Source organism: Psychrobacter sp. PL15, assembly GCF_035984995.1.
Taxonomy (GTDB): Bacteria; Pseudomonadota; Gammaproteobacteria; order Pseudomonadales; family Moraxellaceae; genus Psychrobacter.
Map to the genome: position 1 here is coordinate 21035 of NZ_JAXCIB010000001.1, position 25533 is coordinate 46567.

Consider the following 25533-nt stretch of genomic DNA (forward strand, 5'->3'; position numbering starts at 1 on the left):
AAAATAATAACGCTTATCTCCAACCTCGCAGAGGCAACCCTGCGAGGTTTTCTTTAGGGGGTAAATATCGGTATATTAGCGTAGATAACCAAATGGGCCGTAACTATAACGCCCATATCTGCCATAACCAAACGGAGAGGGTGAGAAGTATGGTGAGCTTAGGTAATTAAGATCACGTTGGCGTATGTAATAGTAACGCCCTTGAGAGTAAGCTTCCTCTAATTTTTCAATGCCTTCCAGTGGACAGACTGTCTGCCAATCATAGCCTTCACGGCCAAGCTTATAAGCATTGAGCTCGGTACAATATTTTCTGAGTCCTTGCTGTCGACCTTGTTCCCACTGTATACGATTGGGGGTCGCACCGACCACGCTAGCGCAGTTATTGGTATACTGACCAAAGTGGTCACCTGAGCGACCAAGCATGCCGTCTGCATAACCAACCTCTTGCCAGTTATTGGTTTGACATTGCTGCGGGGTCAGACTTTGAGTGGTTGCACAGCCTGATAGGGCAAATAATGCAGCAGTCATGAGTGATAAAGCAGAAGTGGTTTTAACTGCCGAAGTAAAGGTTATGGTGGTGGCTTTTGTAATATAAGTCATAATAAACCTGCGCGCGTTTAAAATTATGGTTTATCATAGCATTTTTTAGGATCAGCTATTTTTTACATCTTGTTATCATTTTTATTTTAGCTGGCATTAAGCTTTTGATATAACACTATAAATAGTCAATCTACTACTAGCAAGTTTGCCGTTCATAGCGCCACCAAGCTTGATTTTTAATCATTCGTGCTCATTATGAGTATGCTTTATCATTTTTTAATCCAGCTACAAGGTTAGATTGTCATGGGTGTATGGATTACCATTGCCATTGTACTATTCGTATTAGGAAGTATGATGGCACTCAAACCTAACGGTGTCGATCAGCGTTTGGATAAGCTGCGTATGACTGCGCGCTGTTTACAAATGAACCCAAAGCTAGTCGCTTGTCCCGATTGGGTCAGGGGTAAAAACAATGAACATGGGCGTGGGATGATTGGTCAATATGGTCTAGTGCTAGATAATGTACAGATGCCTCATACTCGTTATCAGGTCATTGATGGGCAATGGCGACCCGATAGTGATTCTGCCAATACGAATGCTACCGCCAACATGACCAAATCGCCTGCTAGTTTTAATTTAGACAAAGTACCGCTAGCATTGCCGGCATCTATTGAGCCCTTTGTAAAAGCATTATTAATTAAAGCCAATAGTATTGTTATTTATTGGGAAGATATTGATTATGTGCGTCCATTGACCAATCCAAATTATAAGTCGAGTATCATTGAACCTGATTTATTGGCTCTTAAGGCACAGATGGAACAGTGGGCGCTACAAATGCAGGCAAGTCCGCGCAGCACGGTTAATTTAAATGGCGGCATCGCTCTCAGTAAAATGTTAAATCAAGAAATTTAATTCAGAGGTCTAATTCAGAGACTTAATTCCGAGACTTAATTCCGAGACTAAGCATAAAGGTGCTAGGCATCTTTTTAGCTCATATTAATAGGTAAATTACGCACGAGGTTTAAGTCATTTTGCGTCATTGCTTATTTTTTACAGTTGACAGCTCAACTCTTAGCAGTGTAACGTCCTTATAAGTTTACGTCTATATTGTGTTTATCGTATATATTGTGACCATTTTCATTGATAGCTGGGCTTCTAACAACTTGATTCGCTACAACAAATCGCTTAGTTATCATAAATCGCTACGCTACTAATCTTTTATTCGAATTTAATCCATTTATTATGGTGTCGTAACACATGGCAAAAACCCCAAGTAAAAAAACGTCAACTCCTGCTGCGGAATCTTCTACCACTAGCACTAATTCCAAAGGCAAATCTTTGGTGATTGTCGAATCACCTGCCAAGGCAAAAACGATTAATAAATACCTTGGTAATGATTTCATCGTACGCTCCAGTATTGGGCATGTGCGAGATTTACCGGTGGGTGCCAATAAAGGTGCTAAAAAACCAGCCATTACCAAAAAAGATGAGAGCCTGACCAAAGAAGAAAAAACCCAGCAAGCGCTGGTACGGCGCATGGGTGTTGATCCAGAGCATGGCTGGGCGGCAGTCTATGAAGTGCTGCCTAATAAAACCAAAGTCATTAAAGAGCTAAAAGCCTTAGCCAAAGACGCTGATAAAATTTATCTAGCAACGGATATGGATAGAGAAGGGGAAGCCATCGCCTGGCATCTCAAAGAAGTCATCGGCGGCGCGGATAGCAAGTATGAGCGGGTGGTGTTTAACGAAATTACCAAAACCGCCATCCAAAATGCCTTTAAGCAACCCTCTAAACTTGATATTGACCGGGTCAATGCTCAGCAAGCGCGCCGATTTTTAGATCGGGTGGTTGGCTTTATGGTGTCGCCGCTGCTATGGCAAAAGGTCGCCCGCGGTTTATCTGCAGGTCGGGTGCAGTCAGTAGCCATGCGGTTGGTGGTCGAGCGTGAACACGAAATTCGCGCCTTTATCCCTGAAGAGTATTGGCAGATTTTTGCAGATACTCATATTGTGGAGAGTAAGAAGGATGCTGAGCAAGTCGGTATTCGCCTAGAGGCCACCAAACAAGGTGGCAAAACCCTCAAGCTTGTTAATAAAGAGCAGACTGATAAAGTACTCGACGTCCTAAAACCAGCAAGCTATCTGGTCAAAGAGCGCGAAGAGAAACCAACTCAGTCGAAACCGAGCGCGCCATTTATCACCTCGACCTTGCAGCAGGCAGCCAGTACCCGCTTGGGCTTTTCCGTGAAAAAGACCATGATTTTGGCACAGCGTCTCTATGAAGCGGGTCATATCACTTATATGCGTACTGACTCTACCTTTTTATCGGGTGATGCCCTAGCTGCGGTTCGTGGTTATTTAGAAGACAGTTTTGGCGCTAAATATGTGCCAGAAAAACCTAATTTTTATGGTAATAAACAAAACGCGCAAGAGGCACATGAGGCCATACGTCCATCAAACGTCAATATGAAATCTAATCAGCTTAAAGGGGTAGAGCGCGATGCTATCCGCCTTTACGAGCTAATTTGGCGTCAGTTTGTCGCTTGTCAGATGCCACCTGCAAAGTATTTATCAGTAAATTTATTCGTAGAGGCGGGCGACGTTGAGCTAAAAGCCCGTGGTCGTACCATGACTTTCGATGGTTATACTAGGATACAAGCGCCAGCAAAAACCGACGATAGCTTACTGCCTGATGTCAAAAAAGGTGATGAGCTGATTTTAGACAACCTAGATCCCAGTCAACACTTTACCAAACCAGCACCGCGCTATACTGAAGCCAGCTTGGTCAAAGAGATGGAGAAAAAAGGTATCGGTCGTCCATCAACCTACGCCTCTATTATTTCAACCATTCAAGATCGCGGTTATGTAAAGCTGGAGAATAAACGTTTATTTGCTGAAAAAATGGGTGACATCGTCACTGACAGATTAACAGCCAGCTTCCCAGACTTGATGGATTATACTTTTACTGCCGCTTTAGAGAATAAACTTGATGGTGTCGCTGAAGGTGAAAAAGATTGGAAAGATGTCTTAGATAATTTTTATGGCGACTTCAAAATTAAGCTTGAACATGCCAAAGACAAAGATGGTATGCGTCCTAATGACCCTACCGACGTGCCTGACGTACACTGCGATTTATGTGATCGTCCGATGCAGTTACGTACTGGTTCAACCGGTGTGTTCTTAGGTTGTACTGGCTATAATCTACCACCCAAAGAGCGTTGCAAAGGCACCAAAAACTTAATGCCGGTCGAAGCTTTTGCCAATCTTGATGATGCAGAAGGCGATGATGAAGCGGCTGAAGTCAAAGACTTGATGGAGAAAAAGCGCTGTCCGAAGTGTGCAACAGCTATGGACGGCTATATCGTAGATGGTGGTCTTAAGCTCCACATCTGTGGTAATAACCCTGATTGTGAGGGCTATATCCTAGAAGAAGGTAAGTTTGAAGTCCCAGGTTCTGATTCTCCTACGATTGATTGTAATAAGTGTGATGGACAAATGGAGCTAAAGACTGGACGCTTTGGTCCTTACTTTGCCTGTCAGCAATGTGATAATACTCGTAAAGTGCTCAAAACTGGTGAGGCTGCACCGCCACGTATGGATCCCATCCATATGCCGGAGCTAAAATCGGTTAAGCACGAGGATTACTTTATCTTACGTGAAGGGGCGGCTGGCATGTTCTTAGCAGCGTCTCAGTTTCCCAAGGTACGCGAAACCCGTGCGCCTAAGCTGGCTGAGATGCGGACTATCAAAGATAAGATGGAAGATAAATTCCAGTATCTGTTTGAGGGTCCAGATGAAGATCCGGATGGTAACCCAACTATTTTGCGCTGGTCACGGAAGAAAAAAGAGCAGTATATCGGCTCTGAAAAAAACGGTAAGGCCTCACGTTGGGGTGTTTACTGGCGTAAGGGCGAGTGGGTAGAAGAATAACTATCCTGTTTAAACCAAGCGTAAAAAAACCTCTTAGAATAGCTAAGAGGTTTTTTTATATCAGCAATAAAATCCACACTTAGATTATATTAACTTTAGCTTGTACTGAATAAGCCATTAGTTTTTTTCGATGATACCACAAGCAATACGATCACCTGAAGCGCCTGATGGCTGGCTGGTATAGTCATCAGCGCCAGCATGAACAATAAACGCAAGGCGGTTGACGCTATATTTTCCAGCTTCGGCAGCAGAAATCTTCTTATTCACATAGTTGATAGTAGCAACACCGTTATCATTTGCTGTTAAGTTTGGCAAGTCGCCAGCGTGGCCATTCATATCATCGGGATTAGAGTGTGGCTGGTTATCAGGATTGAAATGACCGCCTGCTGATTTACCCATTACATCACAGCTGCCAGTCTCATGAATATGCAAGGCGACCGTTTGACCGGGCGTCATATTCGTCAGTTTGCCGTAGACCTGTACGCCGCCATCAACAGGACGTAAATAGACTTGGCCGACTTCACGTTGGTCTGCATCTGTAGTATTGAGGGTTGATTTCAGCACAGGCTGGTTAAGCGGATTACCTGTTTTTAGCTGTCCTTCTGTACTCTGGCAACCGGTTATTGCTAAGGCAGAGCCACATAATAGGGCACTTGCAAGCATAAGCTTTTTCATTGATCTCTCCATTTATAGTCAATTATCATACTTAACATTTGTATTTAACATTTATATTTAACTTTTTTAGCGACAGTTGTCTCGAAACCTGCTGTAACTTTTATCAAACTCGCAGTTAGTATAGCTAAGCCTTGAACTCAGATATTCACTAGAAGCGCAACAAAGCGTTAATATATGTAAGTCACTGATAACATATAAAGAGAATATTTTAACAAAAAGCTCAACAGAAGCTAACGAAATAAAAGAGTTAGCTGGTAAGGCGTGCTGCAGAATGCGTGTCTTATATACATAATGACTCATATAAATAACGTGAGCAACTGATATAAGGAATTAGTGTGCATGAATTATTCAAGTGAGCTAGATCTACAGCACTTATTTTAGAGCGGGTAGCAGGAGCATAAGCACGGATTCGGCAGTATCACAAACTGGTGATTTGCATTATTCGGCAGACTACGGTGTCAAGGAATCGCACATGACAAAATGCAGCTACGACTCATATCCTCTATTTTACGGTACCAACTCACTAGATTTAAGTACTGAATAAGCCCAAGTCTTACTACATGCTCGTGACGCTCAAGCAAAAAGTTATCCCAGTAGCGCGTTGCCATAAACGACGCTGTTTTATTTTGAACTGACTATATTAAGGTTCTAGCCACATGAAGAATGTGAATCGGTATAGAGCCGAAAATTTAACAAAATATGCTGCTATATAATAAGTTTTATCTCAAATAAGTTGAGTGTAAAACATACTTAGTAGCAAAGAACAACGCCACTTTAGCTATAGAGTGGCGTTGTTCTCATTAATTATCAATAAATTTTACAGTTTAAAAACGATACTCATTACTTTGGATTCTATGGTACTCGGCGTCGTCGACTAGTGTAAATTGCTCATCTTTTGGTAGGAGCACCCAGAGTTTGTCATCGGTTTTAGACGAATCAAATCCAACCTCTTTTAACTTATTCTTTGAGTATTTAAAGGTACCTGTGGTCTCAAGGCTATCTTGTAATCGAATAAATACCGGAATAGCATAAGTAGGTAGGTGTCTGGTCAATTCCGTTAATAAGGATTTTTGATAGGTATCATCGAAGTTAATGCCATCATGAAGCGTAATAGCTGCCATACCTGCGCGGCCGTTGGTTCCTTTGATTTCAACGCCATAGACAATGGCTTCACCGACACCCTCACATTCGGCAATGATGTTTTCAACTTCAGTGGTAGATACATTCTCACCGCGCCAGCGGAACGTATCTCCGACTCGGTCGACAAATTGGCAATGCCTAAAGCCAATATCGCGCATTAGGTCACCGGTATTAAAATATGAATCGCCCTTGACCAGTACATCATCGAAGATTTTAGACTTGGTTTTTTCTGGATCAGTGTAGCCCTCAAACGGTGCTTTGGGCGTAATTTCGCCTAATAGCAGACCGACTTCACCGAGCTTAACCTGTTGCATAAAACCGTCTTTGTTACGGACTGGTTCGTCTGCTTCTTGATCGTAAGCGACTAGCTTATACGGCAGTGGACAGAATCCAACAGTGTTATCAAAGTTAAAAATATTACTGAAGCCAATATTACCTTCACTGGCAGCATAGACCTCAAGCACTTCTTCAATACCAAAACGGTCCTTGAATTCTTTCCAAATACTGGTGCGCAGTCCATTACCGATCATCTTAGTCACTGGATTGTTTTTTTCAAATTGATCTGGTGGGGTATCGAGCAGATACCGGCATAGCTCGCCCACGTAACCAAAGCTGGTGGCATTAAACTTGTGTATGTCTTGCCAAAAGTTAGTGGCAGAGAATTTACGTCGCAGCGCAATGGCGCTATTACCCGCTATGGCGCTGCTCCAACATACGATAATTCCTGTCCCGTGATATAAAGGTAAAGGAACATAAATCGTATCTTGGTCAGTGAGGTTTAGGGTGTGTCCGAATACTCCGTAGGCCTTCATCCAGCGACTGTGATTGAAGACCACTGCTTTAGGTAGTCCGGTCGTGCCAGAGGTAAAGATATACAACAAACCGTCTTTAGCATAGGCATTTTTGCTAGTGGCTGGAATCACTTTTGACTGCTCATGAATCAAAGGTCCTAATGAATTTAGACCTTGGGGTGCTTGATCAGTGTCTTGCTGGTTATGATAAGTGTCTTTATCTTCCCACCATAAATAGCTACCTTCAGGGATATCTATCTCTGCTCTAATTTGTTGAAAGGCATCAGTCATTTCAGCGCCAACGATGACCAGCTTTGGTTTTACCAAATTAATACTATGAATAAGTACTTTTCCACTTTGCGAGGTGTTGATGAGCGCAGCAATCGTGCCTGTTTTAGCAGCGGCCATGCACGCACATAATAATTCTGGCCGATTCTCAAGCGCCACACTAAAGACGTCACCTTTCTTAAGGCCTTTATTTAGTAAATAGTTGGCAAACTGGTTAGACCATTCATCGAATTGTTTATAGGTGAGCTGCATATCCTCGAACTTAATCGCAGTCGCATTGGGGTTGGCTTTTACAGCCTTTGCAAAGGTAAAACCGAGACCAGTATGGACATCAGTGCGATTATCCGTAATAAACTTTATTCCTCGATATAGTTTTGGTATTTTTTTTATCATGCTTGGCGCTTTAGCAAGCATTTTGGGCAGTGTAATCATATCCTGATGAGGCGTTATCATATATTATCCTTATATATGTTTTGACGTTTTTCTGAAGTTAAAGCGAGTACTACAGCAACATTGTGTGCGTTATTCAAGCAGGTATCTGTTAAGCATATTAGAATATTAATAAGACTATTGCTATAGCTAGCATGAGTTTTATTAACCTTAGCTATAATTGGCATTAAGGGTATCTATTAGGATGTTGAAGCTCGATGTCAGTTAATAGTAACTAATAACACTTATTTTATAGTCAACTCTGTCAGGCAATACTTAAGCGGACAAGTTGATAACTTGTTTAATTAAAACAGCTAACCTATACTAAGTTATCTGGATGATTGTTTGAGTAATTTACTCAACAAATAGTTACTAATTAAACTCTAATCTATCACAAGGTAAGGTCCATATCATTCTATAATTTGGTACAAACCCTTTTTTACGTTATTCAACTACTGTTCATTATTTTTATTTTGCTGATCTGCTAACATGCCAATAAGTCTGGTTTCCCTGTTCTTTTGTCTCAGGATTTTTGCTTTTTTACTGTTTAGCAGTTATTTGTTTGGCAGCTGCTAATGAACACGCATGGAGAAATTTTAATATGGATACTAAAGAGGCACCTCAACGTTCTACCAAGGATCGTCTAGCAGATATTCTTTTGACCGCAGAACCCACCTATCAGTTCAATCGACTGAAGAGAATAATAGCAGGGCACTCATTTGAGGACCATCTGCGCCATAAAGTTCGAGGAAAACGTATATTAGTGACTGGTGCTTCCTCTGGGGTTGGTCGCGGTGCAGCATTAGGGTTATTAGAAGCGGGCGCGCATGTCTTGTTAGTGGCACGTCGCAGTGACCTACTAGAAGAAGTGGCCGCAGAAGCCGCTGATTATGAGGGTAAGGCTTTTATTTATACCTGTGACCTTAGTGTTGATGAAGACCGTGAAAAACTGATCAAGCAAATCATCAATGAGCATGGTGGTGTTGATGTCATTATTAACAACGCTGGTCGGTCGATTCGCCGTTCTATTTACGAATCAGCTGATCGTCTCCATGATTATGAACGGGTCATGAGTATCAACTACTTTGGTGCAATCAATCTAACGATTCCCTTGGTGGATCAGATGCGTATTGCGGGTACTGGTGGGCATGTGATTAATATCTCAACCATGGGCACCCAGCTGACAGGTACCCCACGTTTTAGTGCTTACATTGGCTCAAAGTCTGCGTTGGACGGCTTCGCTGAAAGCGTTGCCGCTGAGACTTATAATGATGGTATCAACTGGACCACGGTTCACTTGCCATTAACTCAGACTGCGATGATTGCGCCCGCTCAGAACGCGTGGAGTGGTTATCCCAAGCTATCGCTTGAGGCGGGTGTGCATATGTTGCTATATGCGGTGGCTTATGAGCCGGTTCGTGTATGGCATCCGGGTATTTTAACCTTAGGTATAATAGACCGTCTATTCACCACTAAGATGCTGAGACTTAAGGCGAGCGAGTTCCCGAAGTATAAGCCAGAAAAACCACTGCCTCGTGTGGCCATTATTGGTGCCGGCATGTCAGGGATTGCGATGGCAAAAACCCTGAAAACGGCCGGTTCAGATAATTTTGTGGTTTATGAAAAAGCTGATTCAGTTGGCGGTACTTGGCGGGATAATACTTATCCTGGCTTAACTTGTGATGTGCCTGCGCATTTTTATTGTTACGAAGATGACCTGTCACCAAAATGGAGCCGCGTCTTTGCACCAGGCAGCGAGTTACGTGAATATTTTGAAAATGTCACTGAAAAGCGTGGGCTAACGGAACATATTAAGTTCAATAGTGAGATTGATGAAGCCACGTTCGAAGAGGGTCGCTGGAAGATCAAAACTAAATCAGGGGACACTGATGAAGCAGATGTCTTGATCTGTGCCACGGGCGTTTTACATCACCCAAACATACCAGATATTAAAGGCATTGATACCTTTGAAGGGGCAAGCTTCCATAGCGCACGCTGGGATCATGATGTGCCCCTAGATGGCAAACGTGTTGGGGTTATCGGTAATGGTTCAACAGGGGTGCAGATCGTAACCGCACTGTCTCAGCAATGTCAGCAAGTCACGTTATTTCAGCGTACACCGCAATGGGTATTTAGTGCCCCGAACCCAGTGATTCCCAAATCACTGCGCAAGCTCGCTGAAAAAGTACCGGCTTTACAGCGTTTAGCTTATAACGCCTCTGGTAAGCTATTCACCAGTCTATTCCGTGCGCCATTAAGCCCTGGCTGGCAGCGCAGTATATTCAGTATAGGCGCGAAACTTAGCCTGTCTAAAGTCAATAATGATAAATTACGTTCAAACCTAACGCCTGATTTTGCACCCATGTGTAAGCGCATGATTACGTCACCCAAGTTTTATTCTGCGGTACAACAGGACAATGTTGACATCTGCACGGCTCATATTGACCGTATTGAGCCAACAGGCGTGGTTACTACCGACGGCCAATTGCACGAGTTTGATATTTTAGTATTTGCTACTGGCTTTCATGCGCAATCTTATATGCGTCCGATGCAAGTGACTGGTCGCGACGGATTACCGTTAGATACGGCATGGAATGAAGGCCCTATTGCTCATAACACTACTATGATTCCGGGCTTCCCAAACTTGTTTACCCTAATGGGTCCAAACAGCCCGATTGGTAACTCATCATTGGTGCCGATTGCTGAAGCACAGGCTGAGTACGTGATTAAATGGATGGATCGTATGCGCCGTGAGGGTCTGAGCGAGATTGAACCGACTCAAGAAGCCACCAATGCCTTCTATGAAGAAGTCAATGAAGCCTTGGGCACGACCGTATGGACCAGTGGCTGTAATAGCTGGTATCTTAATGATGATGGACGCCCAATTCTATGGCCATGGCCACTAGACGAGCTCACCCGCCGTCTTACCACGATTGTTGAGTCAGACTTCCACATCAAGCGCATAAACAATAATATGGCCGATACTGATGCAGTGCAGTCTCCCAAAAGCAAGGCAATACAGGAACAAGAGTCGCAAGCAGAGTTTGACAGCCAACTGCTAAAAACAGATGGCGGTAGCACTAACCCATCAACAGCTAAGAGTAAAAAACCCTCAAAATCCGGTAAAAAAGTGGCCACAAAAACTGACAGCAAAATGTCGGCTGAAGTGGATGATAAGCCAGCAACACCTAAGTCAAAAGTGACAGTCAAGTCTTAATCTTAGACTTAAGATATTGTGACATTTAAAATTTTTTGAAAAAGCTCATTTAAAAAGGCCGCCTACTATTTATAGTAGGCGGCCTTTTTAAAGTATTAACGTTATTAAGCTTTAGATTACTTATAACATTAGCTATGTAGCGTTTTTTTAGAGGTCGTATCTACAGTCACTTTAGCAGGCTTAAGCGGTTGTGGCATACTTACTAATGCGACTTTTAATATCTCATCAATGGTCGCTACTGGCTGAATAGTCAGGCCGGCCTTAACATTATCAGGGATATCTACTAGATCGCGCTCGTTGCTCGCTGGAATCAATACGTGCTTGATACCGCCGCGATGCGCTGCCAATAGCTTCTCTTTAAGACCACCGATGCGTAGTATTTTACCGCGCAAGGTGATTTCACCAGTCATAGCAATATCTGGGCGAATAGCAATACCAGTCAAGGCAGATACCAGCGCTGTCGTTAGCGCACCACCAGCAGATGGACCATCTTTTGGTGTGGCACCTTCTGGCATATGTACGTGGATATCGGTGGTTTTGACCGTTTCATAGTCGATACCTAAGCTATCACCACGGGCACGAACCACGCTCATGGCAGCACGAATTGATTCTTTCATCACATCGCCAAGCGAGCCGGTAAAGGTAAGTTCGCCTTTACCCTTCATGGCAACGGCTTCAATAGTGAGCAGCTCGCCACCCACTTGCGTCCATGCCAGACCGGTAATGCGACCAACTTCGGGCTCTTCTTCTGCCAGACCGTAGTCATATTGGTGCACACCAAGATAGTCATCGATATTGGTATCATCGACCGTTACCAGCTTACGCTCATCTTTTTTCGGTGCGCGTGCGCCATGACTCTCAACTGAGCCGCGAACGATTTTTCGGCAGATTTTATTGACTTCACGTTCGAGGTTACGCACACCCGCTTCACGAGTATAACTACGCACGATGCTGTGTAGAGCCGCTTCAACAATCTCAATTTCGCCTTCTTTGAGACCATTTTGCTTGATGGCTTTTGGCACTAGATATTTATGCGCAATATTAACTTTTTCTTCTTCGGTATAACCTGGCAGACGAATAACTTCCATCCGGTCAAGTAGCGCTGGAGGAATGTCCATACTGTTAGCGGTACAGATAAACATCACTTGCGATAAGTCTAAGTCCATATCTAAGTAATGATCGTTAAACTTATCATTTTGTGAGGGATCTAACACTTCTAACAGTGCTGATGCAGGATCGCCGCGGAAGTCTTGCGCCATTTTATCGACTTCATCTAACAAAAATAGCGGGTTTTTGACTTCTGCTTTCGCCAGTGATTGCACGATTTTACCTGGCATTGCGCCGATATAAGTACGGCGATGACCACGAATTTCTGCTTCATCACGGACGCCGCCAAGCGCCATGCGTACAAACTTGCGACCAGTTGCCCGAGCAATTGACTCACCCAGTGAGGTTTTACCAACCCCTGGAGGACCGACCAGACATAAAATCGGACCACGAAGTTTTTTCACACGCGACTGCACTGCTAAGTATTCTAAGATACGGTCTTTGACATCTTGTAAGCCGTAGTGATCTTCATCTAAAGTGGTTTTGGCTTTTTCTAGATTGATAGATACCTTGGTGGTTGCATTCCACGGCGTGTCTAAAATCCACTCAATATAGTTGCGGACTACCGAAGATTCAGAAGACGCGGGTGGCATCATTTTAAGTTTTTTAAACTCTTGCTCTGCTTTTTTGCGGACATCGTCGGGCAAATCAGCATTTTCAAGACGTTGCTCAAGTTCGCCAACATCATCATCGTTATCAAACGCGCCGTCACTCATATCCGACAGCTCGTTTTTAATGGCTTTCATTTTTTCATTTAAAAAATACTCGCGCTGATTGTCTTCCATCTGTTGGCGGACGGCATCTTGAATATCTTGCTCGATATTTTGTTCAGCACTCTGTTTAACCAAGTATTCTGTCAAAGTATTAATATGCGTTTTTAGATCATCATTTTCTAAAAATGACTGCTTGACGTCTAGATCCATCGAGACCCGGGTAGAGACAAAGTACACCAGTTCAAGCAGGTCATCGATACGTTTAGCGACGCGCGTAAGCTCACGGGCATTACGCAGACGGGCATCGGCATAGCTTTCAAACAAGCTGGTCAGCGCTTTCATGGTATTTTTTTGTTGGCTGTCGTCCATCGCTACGCTAATATCAGCACGCTCAAAGCTGGCCATCAATAGTTCGTCGTGGTTTTCTAGGGTATCGACTCGCGCACGGTATTGACCTTCGATCAGGACTTTAATGCAATTTTCATCGCTGTCATGCGGCATGGTACTGACGATGCGGCAAACGGTACCGTATTGATATAAATTGTCTTGGTCAATATCTTCGGTCAGCGAATCTTTTTGCGCAACGACTAGCACTTTATCGCCATATTCAGCTTGTGCCAACTCAACGGCTTTGACTGAAGGCGCACGCCCTACGAATAATGCAATTTGCATATGCGGATAGACGACCACGTCTCTCAACGCCAGTAGCGGCAGATAGCTGTCTATATCATTATCTGGCTCAGCGTCCTTTATCGACTCAGCCGAGTGTTCAAAGTCAGCGCTTTCTGGATTAGTGGTCTCTTGTTGAGTGTCTTTCTTTTCAGTATTTTCTTGTTCAATAATGTCTTTATCACTGTTTTCTTGATCGACGATTTCTTGTTCAAGATCGTCTTTTTTTAGGTTATTTTCATTATTACTCATATGTATCCCTTCCTCGTTAACCAGACTTGTAAAGTCAAGTTCGTGGCTCATGTTTATATAAATGGTGTCCCCATAAAAAATTGCAAGGCTTGCCATTCAACAGTATAGAAAATAGCGTTTGGCTACCATCTGCTGGCGCATATCTATTAAGCTCTGCGCATAGGCTTTGCAGCGAAAATCAGGTAAAATGGCGCGCGTCCTAATAGTGGTTACAAACTATAGCAGTTTGAAGTATTGAGACCATAGGGCGAAGCGAACAGGTCAGACAATGCGCGACACATTGATAAGCCATACAAATAAGCCATACATTAAAGAGCTGGTTAGAGATTAAAGGAAAAGGGACGAGAACATGACAATCAATGCGGTATTACTGGCGGTAGTCATCATGCTGGGGCTGTCACTAGCGCGGGTACACGTGGTGCTAAGTTTGCTTATTGGGGCATTGGCAGGTGGGCTAATAGCGGGCTTAGGTGTGACAGATACCTTGGCGGCGTTTCAGGAAGGTATCCGAAATGGGGCACAAATTGCGCTGTCTTATGCACTATTGGGAGCCTTTGCAGTAGCGATTGCTCATTCAGGATTGCCACAATCGCTGGCAGGCGCGGTTATCAAGCGTATTGATGCTGGCGGCACGAGCGGTATGATTAAGTATACCTTGTTTGCTGGTCTGGTGATGATGAGCTGCTTTAGCCAAAACTTAATTCCCATTCATATTGCCTTTATTCCATTATTAGTACCGCCGCTATTATTGGCGTTTAACCGCATGCAAATTGATAGACGTCTAATTGCCTGTTTGATTACCTTTGGTCTGGTAACCACTTATATGTTCATTCCGTATGGGTTTGGCGATATTTATCTCAACCAAATCATGCTCAAAAATGTGGGCGAAGCGGGGATTGATATTACTGATATTTCAGTCACCAAAGCGATGGCGATACCGGCATTGGGTATGTTCGTGGGTCTGCTGACGGCGATATTCATTAGCTATCGCAAACCGCGTGAGTATAAGCAACTGGCAATCGATAAAGCGGCACAGGATAATGTCGTAGAGGGCGATGCATTAAGTAAAACGGCAGCAACTGCACAAACACAAAGTAAATTAAAAACCCTAGTGGCCATAGTGGCCATTGTCACCGCCTTTGTGGTGCAGCTCTATACTGATTCGTTATTGCTCGGCTCTATGTTTGGCTTTGGGGTCTTTATGGCCACTGGCGTAGTCAAATGGGGTGAGGCAGATACGGTCTTTAACGACGGTATCAAGCTGATGGCGATGATTGGCTTTATTATGATAACCGCGCAGGGCTTTGCTGAAGTGATGAAAGCGACCGAGCAGATTCAGCCATTGGTTGACGGTGCGACCACATTATTCGGAGGCAATAAGGCGATGGCAGCATTTATTATGCTATTGCTTGGTCTAATCGTGACCATGGGTATTGGCTCGTCATTCTCGACCATTCCTATTTTAGCAGCGATTTACGTCCCGTTATGTATTTCTTTAGGGTTTTCACCATTAGCGACGGTCGCGATTATCGGTACTGCTGGCGCACTAGGGGATGCGGGTTCTCCAGCTTCGGATTCGACCCTTGGGCCAACGTCTGGTCTAAACGTTGATGGGCAACATGACCATATCAAGGACAGCGTGGTACCGACCTTTATCCATTACAACATTCCGTTATTGGTCTTTGGTTGGATTGCGGCGATGGTATTATAGTTTTTATCTTTCTACTGTGAATGCCCAAGTATCTTGAGTTTAAATACTATCGCTATTAACGGGTGTGAGTTATTTATTACTTACACTCGTTTTTTTATCTAGATTTATAACATTTTCAACACTTTTGACAGTGGTATTATCAAAATCAGCCATATCGTGTTCAGCTAAAGCTAAAAAATTATCGCATTCATGTAGTAGGGCATTCAAGCGCTCAGGATTTATACTAGCCGCCAATTCAGTATCGCTAAAGTCGCCACTATTATTACTCGTGTTGATACTTTTAGTATCTGTTTCTGAGACCTCATCTTGAGCTTTAAGATGCTCATCCACATAGTCGGCGACTGATTTATTCATAATGATTTTTAACCTCTGTATTTTAACCTTTATAATAATTGCTTTATTAAAACCACCTTATGCCACTTGGGGTAATCAAGCCATCAAGTGGCACATCCCAAGGCTGACACTGAAGTTGTTCGACCACTTGAAAATCATAACACCAGCCTATCTTTAAGGGTTTTTTATAGCCTGACTGATAGCTCTTAGCAAGGGTGGTATCATAAAAACCACCACCCATACCCATACGATTGCCATTCTTGTCCACCGCTGTTAATGGACAGATGATCACATCCAATTCGCGCGCCCATAATAGTCTACGATGATGATTTTGTTTCATGCCTAAGCTATGAATGCGGGTTGGTATGTTTAGAAATTTTGTATGATAAATGGGTACGAAACGCAGCCGCTTATCCTTATTACCTAATGAACCGACTACTGGCAAATAAGGCTGATAGCTTAAACGCTGACACCAGTCTAATAACGGCTGAGTTGGCAGTTCACCAAAGCCGTCATAATATAAACCAATACGCGCGTTAGCAGGCAAGCGCTGTAGTTTGATCAAATGTAAGCTGGCATCACGTGCGCGCTGTTGACGCTCCTCAGCGGTTAGTTGTCTGCGCTGGCGGATAAATTGTCGTCTGGATGGGTTACTCATTACGCTACTGGCAGTCGTGTTTATCAAGGTATCAGTTATGACGCTTGTATCATCCGATAAGCCTGATGGCAGCGGGCCAGATTGTTGTTGGCTGGTGTTCTTAGACATCAGTTACCCTCACGGACATTGAGAAATTTATGATAAGTCATGCTATCATAATGGCGCTTTACATCCTATTTTCCTTTATGTGCAGCAGAAGTTGCACTTTTCGCGGATAAATCATTCGTTAACAAACCAGCAAAGAGGGTAGTTATGTCGACACAGAATCAGGCAACTCGTACCGAAAAAGATACCATGGGCAACGTGGAAGTTCCGGTTGACGCCTATTGGGGCGCGCAAACTCAGCGTAGCCGCGAAAACTTTAAGATTGGTGGTGAGACTCTACCGCGCCCTATGATTGAAGCGATGGCTTTAGTCAAAAAAGCGGCTGCAATTACTAATGCTGGCCTTAATCGTATCGACGATGATAAGCGCGATTTGATTGTGCAAGCGGCTGATGAAGTGATTAATGGCGGTCTGACTGATCAATTCCCTTTAGTGGTATGGCAGACTGGTTCTGGTACTCAGTCGAACATGAACATGAACGAAGTGCTGGCGAATCGTGCCAATGAAATTGCTGGTTCTGAACGTGGTAGCTATCAGCCGATTCATCCAAACGACCATGTTAACCATGCGCAATCAACCAACGACAGCTTCCCAACTGCTATCCGTGTGGCTGCTGCCCGTGAAATCAACGGCCTACTTATTCCTGCGATACAAGCCCTACGCGATACTCTGGACAAAAAAGCTCAAGAGTTCGAGAGCATTGTCAAAATTGGTCGTACGCATTTACAAGACGCCACGCCTTTGACTTTAGGTCAAGAGTTTAGTGGTTATGTCAGCCAGCTTGACCATTCATTAGTGCGTATCGATAACGCCTTACAAGGCCTGTATGAATTGCCACTAGGCGGTACAGCGGTTGGTACTGGTCTGAATGCTCATCCTGATTATGCGGTAAAAGCAGCTGAGCAATTAGCTACTTTGACTGACTTGCCATTTGTCACGTCACCGAATAAATTTGAAGCATTGGCTGCTCGTGATGCTGAAGTATTTGCTTCAGGCGCTCTAAAAACTTTAGCGGGTAGCTTAAATAAAATCGCTAATGATGTGCGTTGGTTGGCATCAGGTCCACGCTGCGGTATTGGCGAAATCAATATTCCAGAAAATGAGCCAGGCTCATCAATCATGCCGGGCAAAGTGAACCCAACTCAGTCAGAAGCCATGACCATGGTTGTCGCTCAAGTAATGGGTAATGACACCACCATTAATATGGCTGGCGCGTCTGGTAACTTTGAGCTAAACGTCTTTAAACCAGTGATTGCCTTTAACTTATTGCAGTCTATTAAGCTATTGGGTGATGCTTGCAATAGCTTCAATGAAAACTGTGCTGCCGGTATTGAGCCTGTTAAAGAAAAAATCGACTATTATCTACACAACTCTTTGATGCTAGTAACGGCATTGAACCGTCATGTTGGTTATGAAAATGCAGCAAAAATCGCTAAGACGGCTTATAAAGAAGATAAAACGCTTAAGCAAGTGGCCGTAGAATTAGGTTTGCTGACTGAAGCGCAGTTTGATGAGTGGGTAACGCCTGAAGATATGGTCCATCCTTCTTAAGCTATCTAATAATTTATTGAGCACAAAAAAGACCTTGCCCCAATTATTACGGCAAGGTCTTTTTTTATGCTAAGTATCTAAAAAATATTTTAGAACTTATAAAGCAAACCAAGCGTAGTCGTTGATTCAGTACGCGAGTCAACCATAGGGCTATCGTATTGCTCATCAGAGAGGTAGTTAAAGCTCTGACTGGCAAATCCTGCCAATTTATCGTTGATATCGTAGTTGGCACTGACGCTAATATAGGGACTAAAGCTTTGATCAGGTGAGTAAGCGGCTACACCGGTACGTGATGACTCCTCGTTACTAACACCATAGTAATATTCGTTATAATTCTCATCATTCCACTCAACACCAATGCTTGGATAAACGGTTAATTTATCTCTAGTGAATTTAGTAAGGTAGGTCAAGCGGCCAATGCTACCATCACTACGTCCTAAAATATCAGTAGCAATTTGACCACGGAAGCCACCGATAGGCGTGCGGCGCAAATAGGTTATACCGGCAGCAGCTGACGCTTTACGCTTATCAAGACCGGATAGTGCGCCATCAGCATCATCAGGATCAAACTCACTACCAGCAAGTTGGGCGTAGACGGACAGCTCATTGGTACCATCATTGATTAGGTACGCGCCAGCTTGTGCACCGCGTGCGTATATCTTGTTGTTATCATAGAATACACTCGGCAGTACACGTACTTCTGTACCGTCTGTATCATAGGCTGAGTCTGTGACCATGACATTTAATCCAACACTTAATTCTGCATCGGGATCAGCCGGTAGGTTGTTGTCAAAGAGCGCAGCATTCGCCATACCCGTCGCGCTTAACAAGGCAGTTGCTGTCAAAGTAGCAAACAAGGTGCGATTGCTCATAATAGAGGGTGTTGATAGTGATAGTTTAAACATAGTCAGGTCTCACAAGCAGGTAGGAGAAAATTAAATTAGGCTTCTTTTATTACTCAATATTGAGCGCTTAGCAGTAATAATTAAACGCAGTTACTTACTTAATGGTTGCTAGTACTTGTAGCATTTGGTTGTGAATGTCCTGCCACCACCAGATAAAACCGATGGTGACTAGTAGCATGGTTATCCAAGGAAGTATCTGCCAAACGATGGCAGGCTTGATTGCTGCAGCCGTTATGGTTTTAGGGTTACTGTTGATATTAAAATCGGCACTATTGTCTTTGTTAACAGAAATATTATTAACAGTAACCGCATCAAACTGAGTATTTACACTGGTATTGTCATCCAAGTTTACAGGGATATTGCTGTCAGTATCAGCATAAATAGTACTATTGTTTCTATATTCATTATTAACAGAGTCATTATCAATAGAGTCATTATCAATATTGCTACTATACGAATGACTTCTATAATAGGTCTGATAATTCACTATAGATGCTTGTAGCGCAGCCGCACGCTGTCGATAAGCAATACCAACGGATAACGCAATTACCAGACCGGTAATCGCCCCGCCAATGTGCCCTGCATTATCGATACCGGGCACTGCAAAGCCATAAACTAGGTTAATACCCATAATAAAAATAAGACTTCTTAGATTCAGTATCATGCCATTCACAGACATTTTAAAGAAGGTCGCTATCAATAACGCCGCTCCGATACCCATGATGCCACCAGACGCACCAGCAGATATACCGGGCTGCGCCGTTTCGTCTAAAATACCTTGCCATGTGACATAACTGTTGAGCAGATTACCACCAACTGCTGCCAATAAAAACAATGCCAAAAACTTAGCTGAACCAAACATCGGCTCTGCAATCTGACCAAAAAAGTACATGGCAAAGCCGTTGAACAGTAGATGCATCAAGCCAATATGCAAAAACCCGCTACTGACCAGTCGCCAAGGCTCATCGCCCATAGTATAAGGTAGGGCATTGGCACCCCACTTCAATAATGCCGCTATTGACGGATTATTAGCATCAACACCAGACAGCACCTGTACGATATATAATCCGACAAAGCTGATTAATAATAAAGTAGTGATAGGTGCGGTTTTGAACAGTTGCTGGATAGTCATAAAACGAGATATCAATCAAAAGGTATAGGTAGAGTATAAAGGGTATGGATAGTATAAAGAAAGCTATCAAAACGTCTCAGTGCCTATCTTGTTTACAGCTACCAGCGCATAGGTGCCACATAAGGCAAGGCAGTTTTAAGGTGCTCGTAGGTACCCTTGACTAAGATATCATCGCGCACTTCATTGATATCGGTATGACCACAAAATGCCATGCTGATATCGCATTCTTTATAAATCAGCTCAAGTGCTCGGCGGACGCCATCCTCGCCATAGGCGCCAAGACCATATAAGAATGCGCGGCCAATCATTGTACCATTTGCGCCTAACGCCATCGCTTTGAGTACATCTTGCCCAGAACGAATACCACTATCGAGCCAAATCTCAATCTGACTGTCCTCAGCGCGCACCGCTTGTACGATATCGGCTAAGGATGAAATGGAAGAGGGCGCACCATCTAATTGACGGCCACCGTGATTGGAGACCACTAGCGCATCGGCACCGCTACGAGCTGCCAGTACGGCGTCTTCCGGCTCCATAATACCTTTGATAATCAGCTTACCACCCCACATGTCTTTGATTCGGGCAACATCGTCCCAGCTCAGCGCAGGATCGAACTGCTCAGCCGTCCACGCTGATAGTGATGAGATATCTTCGACATTCTTAGCGTGACCGACGATATTACCGAAGGTACGACGCTTGGTGCCCAACATATTCATACACCATTCGGGCTTGGTCATCAGATTTAAGATGTTGGCAAGCGTTGGTTTTGGTGGCGCAGACAGACCATTCTTGATGTCTTTATGACGTTGGCCGAGCACTTGTAAATCGGCGGTCAGGATTAACGCTGAGCAATTGGCTTCTTTGGCGCGGCGAATCAGATTGGCTATAAAGTCCATATCGCGCATCATGTATAGCTGAAACCAAAAGGGCGCACTGGTATGTTCTGCCACATCTTCAATAGAGCAAATACTCATAGTCGATAGTGAAAACGGTACGCCAAACTTCTCTGCTGCCTGCGCTGCGAGGATTTCTCCGTCTGCCCACATCATGCCAGTAAAGCCAGTCGGTGCAATAGCAACCGGCATTTTTACTGGTGTCCCCAGCATTTCAGTAGCAAGTGAGCGCCCTTCCATATTGACCAACACCCGCTGACGCAGTTTAATGCGGTCAAAGTCAGTTTCGTTATTACGGTAGGTGGTCTCGGTCCATGAGCCTGAGTCGACATAATCATAAAACATGCGCGGTATTTTTCGTTGTGCCACACGCCGTAAGTCTTCAATTTCAGTAATTTTGCTCAAATCTTTCATGGAATCTTCCTTGGTGCTGATGTGGTGACTACTTAATAATTATGATGTTGTCGTTGTCGTTGTCGTTGTCATTGATATTCTATCGTTAATTATTGAACTACACTATGGTATCTATGAAATAAAACCGATATGACTATTATATAAAACTGATGTATCTATGAAATAAAACAGACGCTATCACAATGAATATAATAGCGTCTGTTTAAGGGTTTATGATGAATTAATACGGTTTAACTGGTTTTCCAGTATAGCGTTCTCTTATTGAGCAACGGCTTTTTTACTGGTCATGGCCATGAGTCCAAAGAATGCTATTGGCCAGATGACAGCCAAGACCCACCACCACATTTGACCAAAGATAATAGCCATGCCGATCAATCCTGCCTGAACAACATAGTAGGTCATTGCGATCAAGGTTTTGCGAATAACATAGCCTTCTTTGTCCATCAGGCCAACTACTGCGCAAGCAGCAACTACGTTATGTACCGCAATCATATTACCAGCTGCACCGCCTACCGCTTGTAGGGCTACCACTTGTGCCGCAAGGTCGGTATTGAAGCCAATTTGACTGGCGGTGGACCACTGAAAGTAAGAGAACATCATATTACTGACGGTATTGGAGCCTGCAATGAACGCACCCATCGCACCAATCCATGGCGACACTAATGGCCAGGCATTTTGAAAGGCACCCGCAGCACTTTCAGCCAGTAATATGGGCATTGCGGGTAGCGCTGTCGCTACTTCAGCGGCTGAACCAGAGTTGATGAATACTTGTACCATAGGTACCGAAAACAGCAAGGCTGGTGCAGCCGCTACCATGGTTTTTGCCGAACTGCTCCAACTACGTTTTACAGCTTGTCCGTTCATTTTGAACAGCAAGATACAGGTTAAGGAAGCAATAATTAGAATGGCACCTGGAGAGTAGGCAAGCTGTATTTTACTAGAAATAGTCGTACCAAAAAGATTACTAAACTCTATGGTGGTCAAATCGCCAGTCAAAAATGCTTTAAGCGGTGCAATCACTCGAGTGATAATTAATAAGCCAATAACGATAAGATAAGGAGAAAACGCCCGAACCAAAGAAAACTTCGGCGCAACGGTATCATCATACTTTTCTTCAGGTAGCGAGCCCAGCCAGTCTTTATCCCATTTGGCGCGTGGCGCAAAATCGAAGGTGTCTTTAGGCATCAAAAAGCCGCGTTTCGCTGCTGGAAGTACGATCATTAGACCAATGAAACCACCAACTAGTGACGGGAACTCAGGACCTAGATATTTGGCCACTAAAAAGTAAGGAACGGTAAAGCTGAGACCGGCGAATATAGCAAAGGGCCATACTTTAAGCCCTTCAACAAAGGAGCGTTTTTTTCCAAAGAACCGAGTCAAAAATCCACTTAAAAGTAACGGAATCAAAAAGCCGACTAGCGCATGTATCAGACCAATATTACCGGTAATTTGTAATAGATAATTTTCAGCTGAGAGTGGCGCAATAGCCTGGGTGATATCTTGCTTATCATTGATGCCAGTCCAAACGCCAAGTAATACTGGTGTGCCAACAGCCCCAAATGATACGGGTGTTGATTGAATGATTAGCACCGCCATAACTGACGCCATCGCTGGGAAACCTAAAGCCAACAGTAGTGGTGCACCGATAGCAGATGGCGTACCAAATCCTGATGAGCCTTCTACCATTGAGCAGAATAACCACGCCACAATAATTACTTGAATGCGTCTATCGGGTGAAATATCCATAAAGCCTTTACGGATAGCGACAATAGCACCCCCTTCTTTTAAAGTATTCAGCAATAAAATAGCGGCAAATACAATAAACAACAGGGTGAGTGCGACGATGACCCCATTGACGGTAGCAGCCGCCACTTGGGCACCACTGGCCTGCCATACGAATAGGGCTAACAGCGCGGTTACTAAGTAGGCAACGCCCATAGATATTTTGGCCGGTAGTCGCATGACCACCAGCAGCACGAGAACAACTAAAATTGGCGCTAAGGCCAGAAAGGTATACATTATTAACAATCCTTGTTGATATATGTACCAGCTCATTATTGTTACTAAGCTCGAAGTCAGGATGACTATTTTTTAGCGTTAAATCTATTGTAATCCATTACAACGGCTCACTATAGCACCAACTTCGCATGAGTTACTAGCGGTAACAGCTGCGCGCAGCACCACAATATCGTTAAAATATTGAGAATGTCTAGATTTAAAAGTAGCTATCAATAGGCCAGTTATCAGACTTTATTAAACTTGTATTTTTTATATTGAACTGATTGAAAGTTAAGATTTTGATAGGTATCGGTTTTTTTCTAATCAGCATAAAAAACTGACTAGAGCGTCAACATAACAAAAGTCTAAAATTTATACCAGTAGATAATTACGTACTGCACAAAATAAACTAACGAGGTAGAAGTGAATAGCAAATAATTTGTGTCAGCGGCAAGAGTGGTCGAATAAACTTTAATTCAGTTAAACGTCAGATTACAATAATTGTTGCAAATCCATGACTGAAAAAGGATAGTTTAATCGCCTAGAGGGGGTCAGCAGTACTGGTATGGTGGTGGCAAACACCATCATTAATGGTTCATCGAAGTCGGCAATATCGACCTGCTGGTAAGTAATCGGCTGCACCGCTTGAAAACGTAACATAAGGTTTTCAGCTTCAGTACATAAATGACAGCCAGACGTACCCAATAACCACCATTCATTACTATGTTCCGGCGTGTCAAGATTAGGTAAGGCCTCAACTATACGTGCTCTTAGCTGTTTGATAGGGTCATGGCTATTGATACTCATGTTGGTACTCATGTTTAGATTCAGTCTTCTACTAGTATTATGGATTCACTAACATTATGGATAAGTATGTTAGTTAGTTAGGCATGTTAGGTAAGTAGCTATTTTGGTTAGCAATTACCCCAAAACAGAGTTTTTTTATTGTGAGTTATAGCCAAATATCAAGAAATTAATACCGCTAGGTTATTGGTATATGATAAAGAAACTGCGCAAATAATGACAGTGATTGTGAGATTAGGTAAAATAGCCTGCTGTTTATTGTTATAGTCAAAGACCTATAAATCCGCTATCGTGTCACCTGTGCTCGACGAAGCGACTTCATGAAGCCCGGCTACCGTCTGAGTGTAGCGACATAGTATTGGCAAAATAATATTAACAATATGGCATCAGTAAAAGTGTCGCAATACTACTTGTTCGACTGTTCTATTTGCCCAAACATGATCTTATCTACTCGATTATGTTGACACTTTTTTTAATCATTTGGATATTGCGCGCATGACAAGTTCTGGCAGATTTATCAAACGACTATTTTTAGCAGCAATGCTATTATTCGTAGCTTTTCATGTGCTGGTCGCGGGGTTGCTGATCGTTTGGAAGACTCAGCCGATTAATAATAGTATGTTTATGCTGACCTATCGGCTTACTGGTGGTAGCGTGACCCAAACCTGGGCTGATTATGATGCGATTGCAAAATCAGCCAAGCAAGCCGCTATTGTCAGTGAAGATTCGACCTTCAGCCAACATAACGGCTTCGATTTTGATGGTATTTCAGCAGCAATGAAAAAAAATGAGGCGTCTGGTAAAATGTCGGCAGGTGGCTCAACTATTACTCAGCAATTGGCCAAAAATCTATTTTTAACCTCGCACCGCTCTTATATACGTAAAGGTGAAGAGGCTATTATTACTGTGATGATTGAAACCTTGTGGGACAAGCAGCGTATCTTGACCGCTTATTTAAATGTGGCCGAGTTCGGTAATGGCATCTACGGTATTGACGCCGCCGCCCACCATTATTTTGATAAGTCTGCCGCCAACCTCAATCGTGATGAGTCAGCATTACTCATCGGCATGCTCACCAATCCGAAATATTACGAAGACAACCGCAGTGACAGAAGCCTGCGTAACAAACAACGCGTTATCAAAAAACGTATGAAAAATGCGGTACTACCGCAAACTGCTTAGTTTGTTTAATCTTCAAACTCAAAATGTAATATCAATAAAGTAATATCAATAAAGTAATATCAGTAAGATACTGTCAGTAAAGTAATAACGGTGAAG

General features: G+C 43.4%; 17 protein-coding genes. 6 read left to right on the top strand and 11 right to left on the bottom strand.

Annotated elements, in window-relative coordinates:
• Positions 1-75: 75 nt before the first annotated feature.
• Positions 76-600, bottom strand: a complete 525-nt coding sequence (locus RCH20_RS00090; RefSeq protein WP_209956620.1) for a DUF2799 domain-containing protein — start codon at positions 598-600, stop codon at positions 76-78.
• Positions 601-843: 243 nt separating this feature from the next.
• Between RCH20_RS00090 and RCH20_RS00095 the strand changes: the two genes are divergently transcribed.
• Entirely contained in the window at positions 844-1452 is a 609-nt protein-coding gene (locus RCH20_RS00095; protein WP_209956621.1) for a hypothetical protein, read from the top strand.
• Positions 1453-1797: 345 nt separating this feature from the next.
• Complete coding sequence (topA, locus tag RCH20_RS00100; protein WP_327192151.1) at positions 1798-4470, top strand: type I DNA topoisomerase; 2673 nt, start codon at positions 1798-1800, stop codon at positions 4468-4470.
• Between the two features lie 117 nt (positions 4471-4587).
• On the opposite strand, the gene RCH20_RS00105 is transcribed toward topA, so the two are convergent.
• The gene (locus RCH20_RS00105; RefSeq protein ID WP_209956623.1) at positions 4588-5145 is read right to left on the bottom strand and encodes a superoxide dismutase family protein; all 558 of its coding nucleotides are present in this window, start codon (positions 5143-5145) and stop codon (positions 4588-4590) included.
• 824 nt (positions 5146-5969) lie between these two features.
• Entirely contained in the window at positions 5970-7817 is a 1848-nt protein-coding gene (locus RCH20_RS00110) for a long-chain-acyl-CoA synthetase (RefSeq protein WP_327192152.1), read from the bottom strand.
• A gap of 577 nt (positions 7818-8394) precedes the next feature.
• Between RCH20_RS00110 and RCH20_RS00115 the strand changes: the two genes are divergently transcribed.
• Positions 8395-11010, top strand: a complete 2616-nt coding sequence (locus tag RCH20_RS00115) for an SDR family NAD(P)-dependent oxidoreductase (RefSeq protein WP_327192153.1) — start codon at positions 8395-8397, stop codon at positions 11008-11010.
• Between the two features lie 128 nt (positions 11011-11138).
• Here RCH20_RS00115 and lon read toward each other — a convergent pair whose 3' ends face one another.
• On the bottom strand, positions 11139-13751 hold the full coding sequence (lon, locus tag RCH20_RS00120; RefSeq protein WP_327192154.1) for an endopeptidase La: 2613 nt from the start codon (positions 13749-13751) through the stop codon (positions 11139-11141).
• Between the two features lie 349 nt (positions 13752-14100).
• Here lon and RCH20_RS00125 point away from each other — a divergent pair, with 349 nt between their 5' ends.
• Entirely contained in the window at positions 14101-15462 is a 1362-nt protein-coding gene (locus RCH20_RS00125; RefSeq protein ID WP_327192155.1) for a Na+/H+ antiporter family protein, read from the top strand.
• 69 nt (positions 15463-15531) lie between these two features.
• Here the strand turns inward: RCH20_RS00125 and RCH20_RS00130 are convergent, their stop codons facing one another.
• Together RCH20_RS00130 and RCH20_RS00135 are read right to left on the bottom strand one after the other, a co-directional pair.
• On the bottom strand, positions 15532-15816 hold the full coding sequence (locus tag RCH20_RS00130) for a hypothetical protein (RefSeq protein WP_327192156.1): 285 nt from the start codon (positions 15814-15816) through the stop codon (positions 15532-15534).
• A gap of 46 nt (positions 15817-15862) precedes the next feature.
• The gene (locus tag RCH20_RS00135) at positions 15863-16561 is read right to left on the bottom strand and encodes a 5-formyltetrahydrofolate cyclo-ligase (RefSeq protein ID WP_327192157.1); all 699 of its coding nucleotides are present in this window, start codon (positions 16559-16561) and stop codon (positions 15863-15865) included.
• A 144-nt stretch (positions 16562-16705) separates the two neighbouring features.
• On the opposite strand from RCH20_RS00135, the gene fumC reads away from it, so the two are divergent.
• Positions 16706-18109, top strand: a complete 1404-nt coding sequence (fumC, locus tag RCH20_RS00140; RefSeq protein WP_327192158.1) for a class II fumarate hydratase — start codon at positions 16706-16708, stop codon at positions 18107-18109.
• An 89-nt stretch (positions 18110-18198) separates the two neighbouring features.
• Here fumC and RCH20_RS00145 read toward each other — a convergent pair whose 3' ends face one another.
• From RCH20_RS00145 to RCH20_RS00165, 5 genes are all read right to left on the bottom strand, one after another.
• Positions 18199-19014 carry a MipA/OmpV family protein gene (locus RCH20_RS00145; RefSeq protein WP_327192159.1) on the bottom strand — a complete coding sequence of 272 codons (816 nt, stop codon included), beginning with the start codon at positions 19012-19014 and terminating at the stop codon, positions 18199-18201.
• 94 nt (positions 19015-19108) lie between these two features.
• Positions 19109-20146 carry a rhomboid family intramembrane serine protease gene (locus tag RCH20_RS00150; protein ID WP_327192160.1) on the bottom strand — a complete coding sequence of 346 codons (1038 nt, stop codon included), beginning with the start codon at positions 20144-20146 and terminating at the stop codon, positions 19109-19111.
• Between the two features lie 98 nt (positions 20147-20244).
• The gene (locus RCH20_RS00155) at positions 20245-21453 is read right to left on the bottom strand and encodes an alpha-hydroxy acid oxidase (protein WP_209956632.1); all 1209 of its coding nucleotides are present in this window, start codon (positions 21451-21453) and stop codon (positions 20245-20247) included.
• A 258-nt stretch (positions 21454-21711) separates the two neighbouring features.
• On the bottom strand, positions 21712-23472 hold the full coding sequence (locus RCH20_RS00160) for an L-lactate permease (RefSeq protein ID WP_327192161.1): 1761 nt from the start codon (positions 23470-23472) through the stop codon (positions 21712-21714).
• A gap of 471 nt (positions 23473-23943) precedes the next feature.
• Positions 23944-24270, bottom strand: coding sequence for a glutaredoxin family protein (locus RCH20_RS00165; protein WP_327192162.1), 327 nt, complete (start codon positions 24268-24270; stop codon positions 23944-23946).
• Positions 24271-24750: 480 nt separating this feature from the next.
• On the opposite strand from RCH20_RS00165, the gene mtgA reads away from it, so the two are divergent.
• Positions 24751-25437, top strand: coding sequence for a monofunctional biosynthetic peptidoglycan transglycosylase (gene mtgA / locus RCH20_RS00170; protein WP_327192163.1), 687 nt, complete (start codon positions 24751-24753; stop codon positions 25435-25437).
• Positions 25438-25533 lie beyond the last annotated feature (96 nt).

Coding starts and splice junctions, on each gene's coding strand:
- RCH20_RS00090 (WP_209956620.1), bottom strand. CDS start 600: ATGACTTATATTACAAAAGCCACCACCATAACCTTTACTTCGGCAGTT.
- RCH20_RS00095 (WP_209956621.1), top strand. CDS start 844: ATGGGTGTATGGATTACCATTGCCATTGTACTATTCGTATTAGGAAGT.
- topA (WP_327192151.1), top strand. CDS start 1,798: ATGGCAAAAACCCCAAGTAAAAAAACGTCAACTCCTGCTGCGGAATCT.
- RCH20_RS00105 (WP_209956623.1), bottom strand. CDS start 5,145: ATGAAAAAGCTTATGCTTGCAAGTGCCCTATTATGTGGCTCTGCCTTA.
- RCH20_RS00110 (WP_327192152.1), bottom strand. CDS start 7,817: ATGATAACGCCTCATCAGGATATGATTACACTGCCCAAAATGCTTGCT.
- RCH20_RS00115 (WP_327192153.1), top strand. CDS start 8,395: ATGGATACTAAAGAGGCACCTCAACGTTCTACCAAGGATCGTCTAGCA.
- lon (WP_327192154.1), bottom strand. CDS start 13,751: ATGAGTAATAATGAAAATAACCTAAAAAAAGACGATCTTGAACAAGAA.
- RCH20_RS00125 (WP_327192155.1), top strand. CDS start 14,101: ATGACAATCAATGCGGTATTACTGGCGGTAGTCATCATGCTGGGGCTG.
- RCH20_RS00130 (WP_327192156.1), bottom strand. CDS start 15,816: ATGAATAAATCAGTCGCCGACTATGTGGATGAGCATCTTAAAGCTCAA.
- RCH20_RS00135 (WP_327192157.1), bottom strand. CDS start 16,561: ATGTCTAAGAACACCAGCCAACAACAATCTGGCCCGCTGCCATCAGGC.
- fumC (WP_327192158.1), top strand. CDS start 16,706: ATGTCGACACAGAATCAGGCAACTCGTACCGAAAAAGATACCATGGGC.
- RCH20_RS00145 (WP_327192159.1), bottom strand. CDS start 19,014: ATGTTTAAACTATCACTATCAACACCCTCTATTATGAGCAATCGCACC.
- RCH20_RS00150 (WP_327192160.1), bottom strand. CDS start 20,146: ATGACTATCCAGCAACTGTTCAAAACCGCACCTATCACTACTTTATTA.
- RCH20_RS00155 (WP_209956632.1), bottom strand. CDS start 21,453: ATGAAAGATTTGAGCAAAATTACTGAAATTGAAGACTTACGGCGTGTG.
- RCH20_RS00160 (WP_327192161.1), bottom strand. CDS start 23,472: ATGTATACCTTTCTGGCCTTAGCGCCAATTTTAGTTGTTCTCGTGCTG.
- RCH20_RS00165 (WP_327192162.1), bottom strand. CDS start 24,270: ATGAGTACCAACATGAGTATCAATAGCCATGACCCTATCAAACAGCTA.
- mtgA (WP_327192163.1), top strand. CDS start 24,751: ATGACAAGTTCTGGCAGATTTATCAAACGACTATTTTTAGCAGCAATG.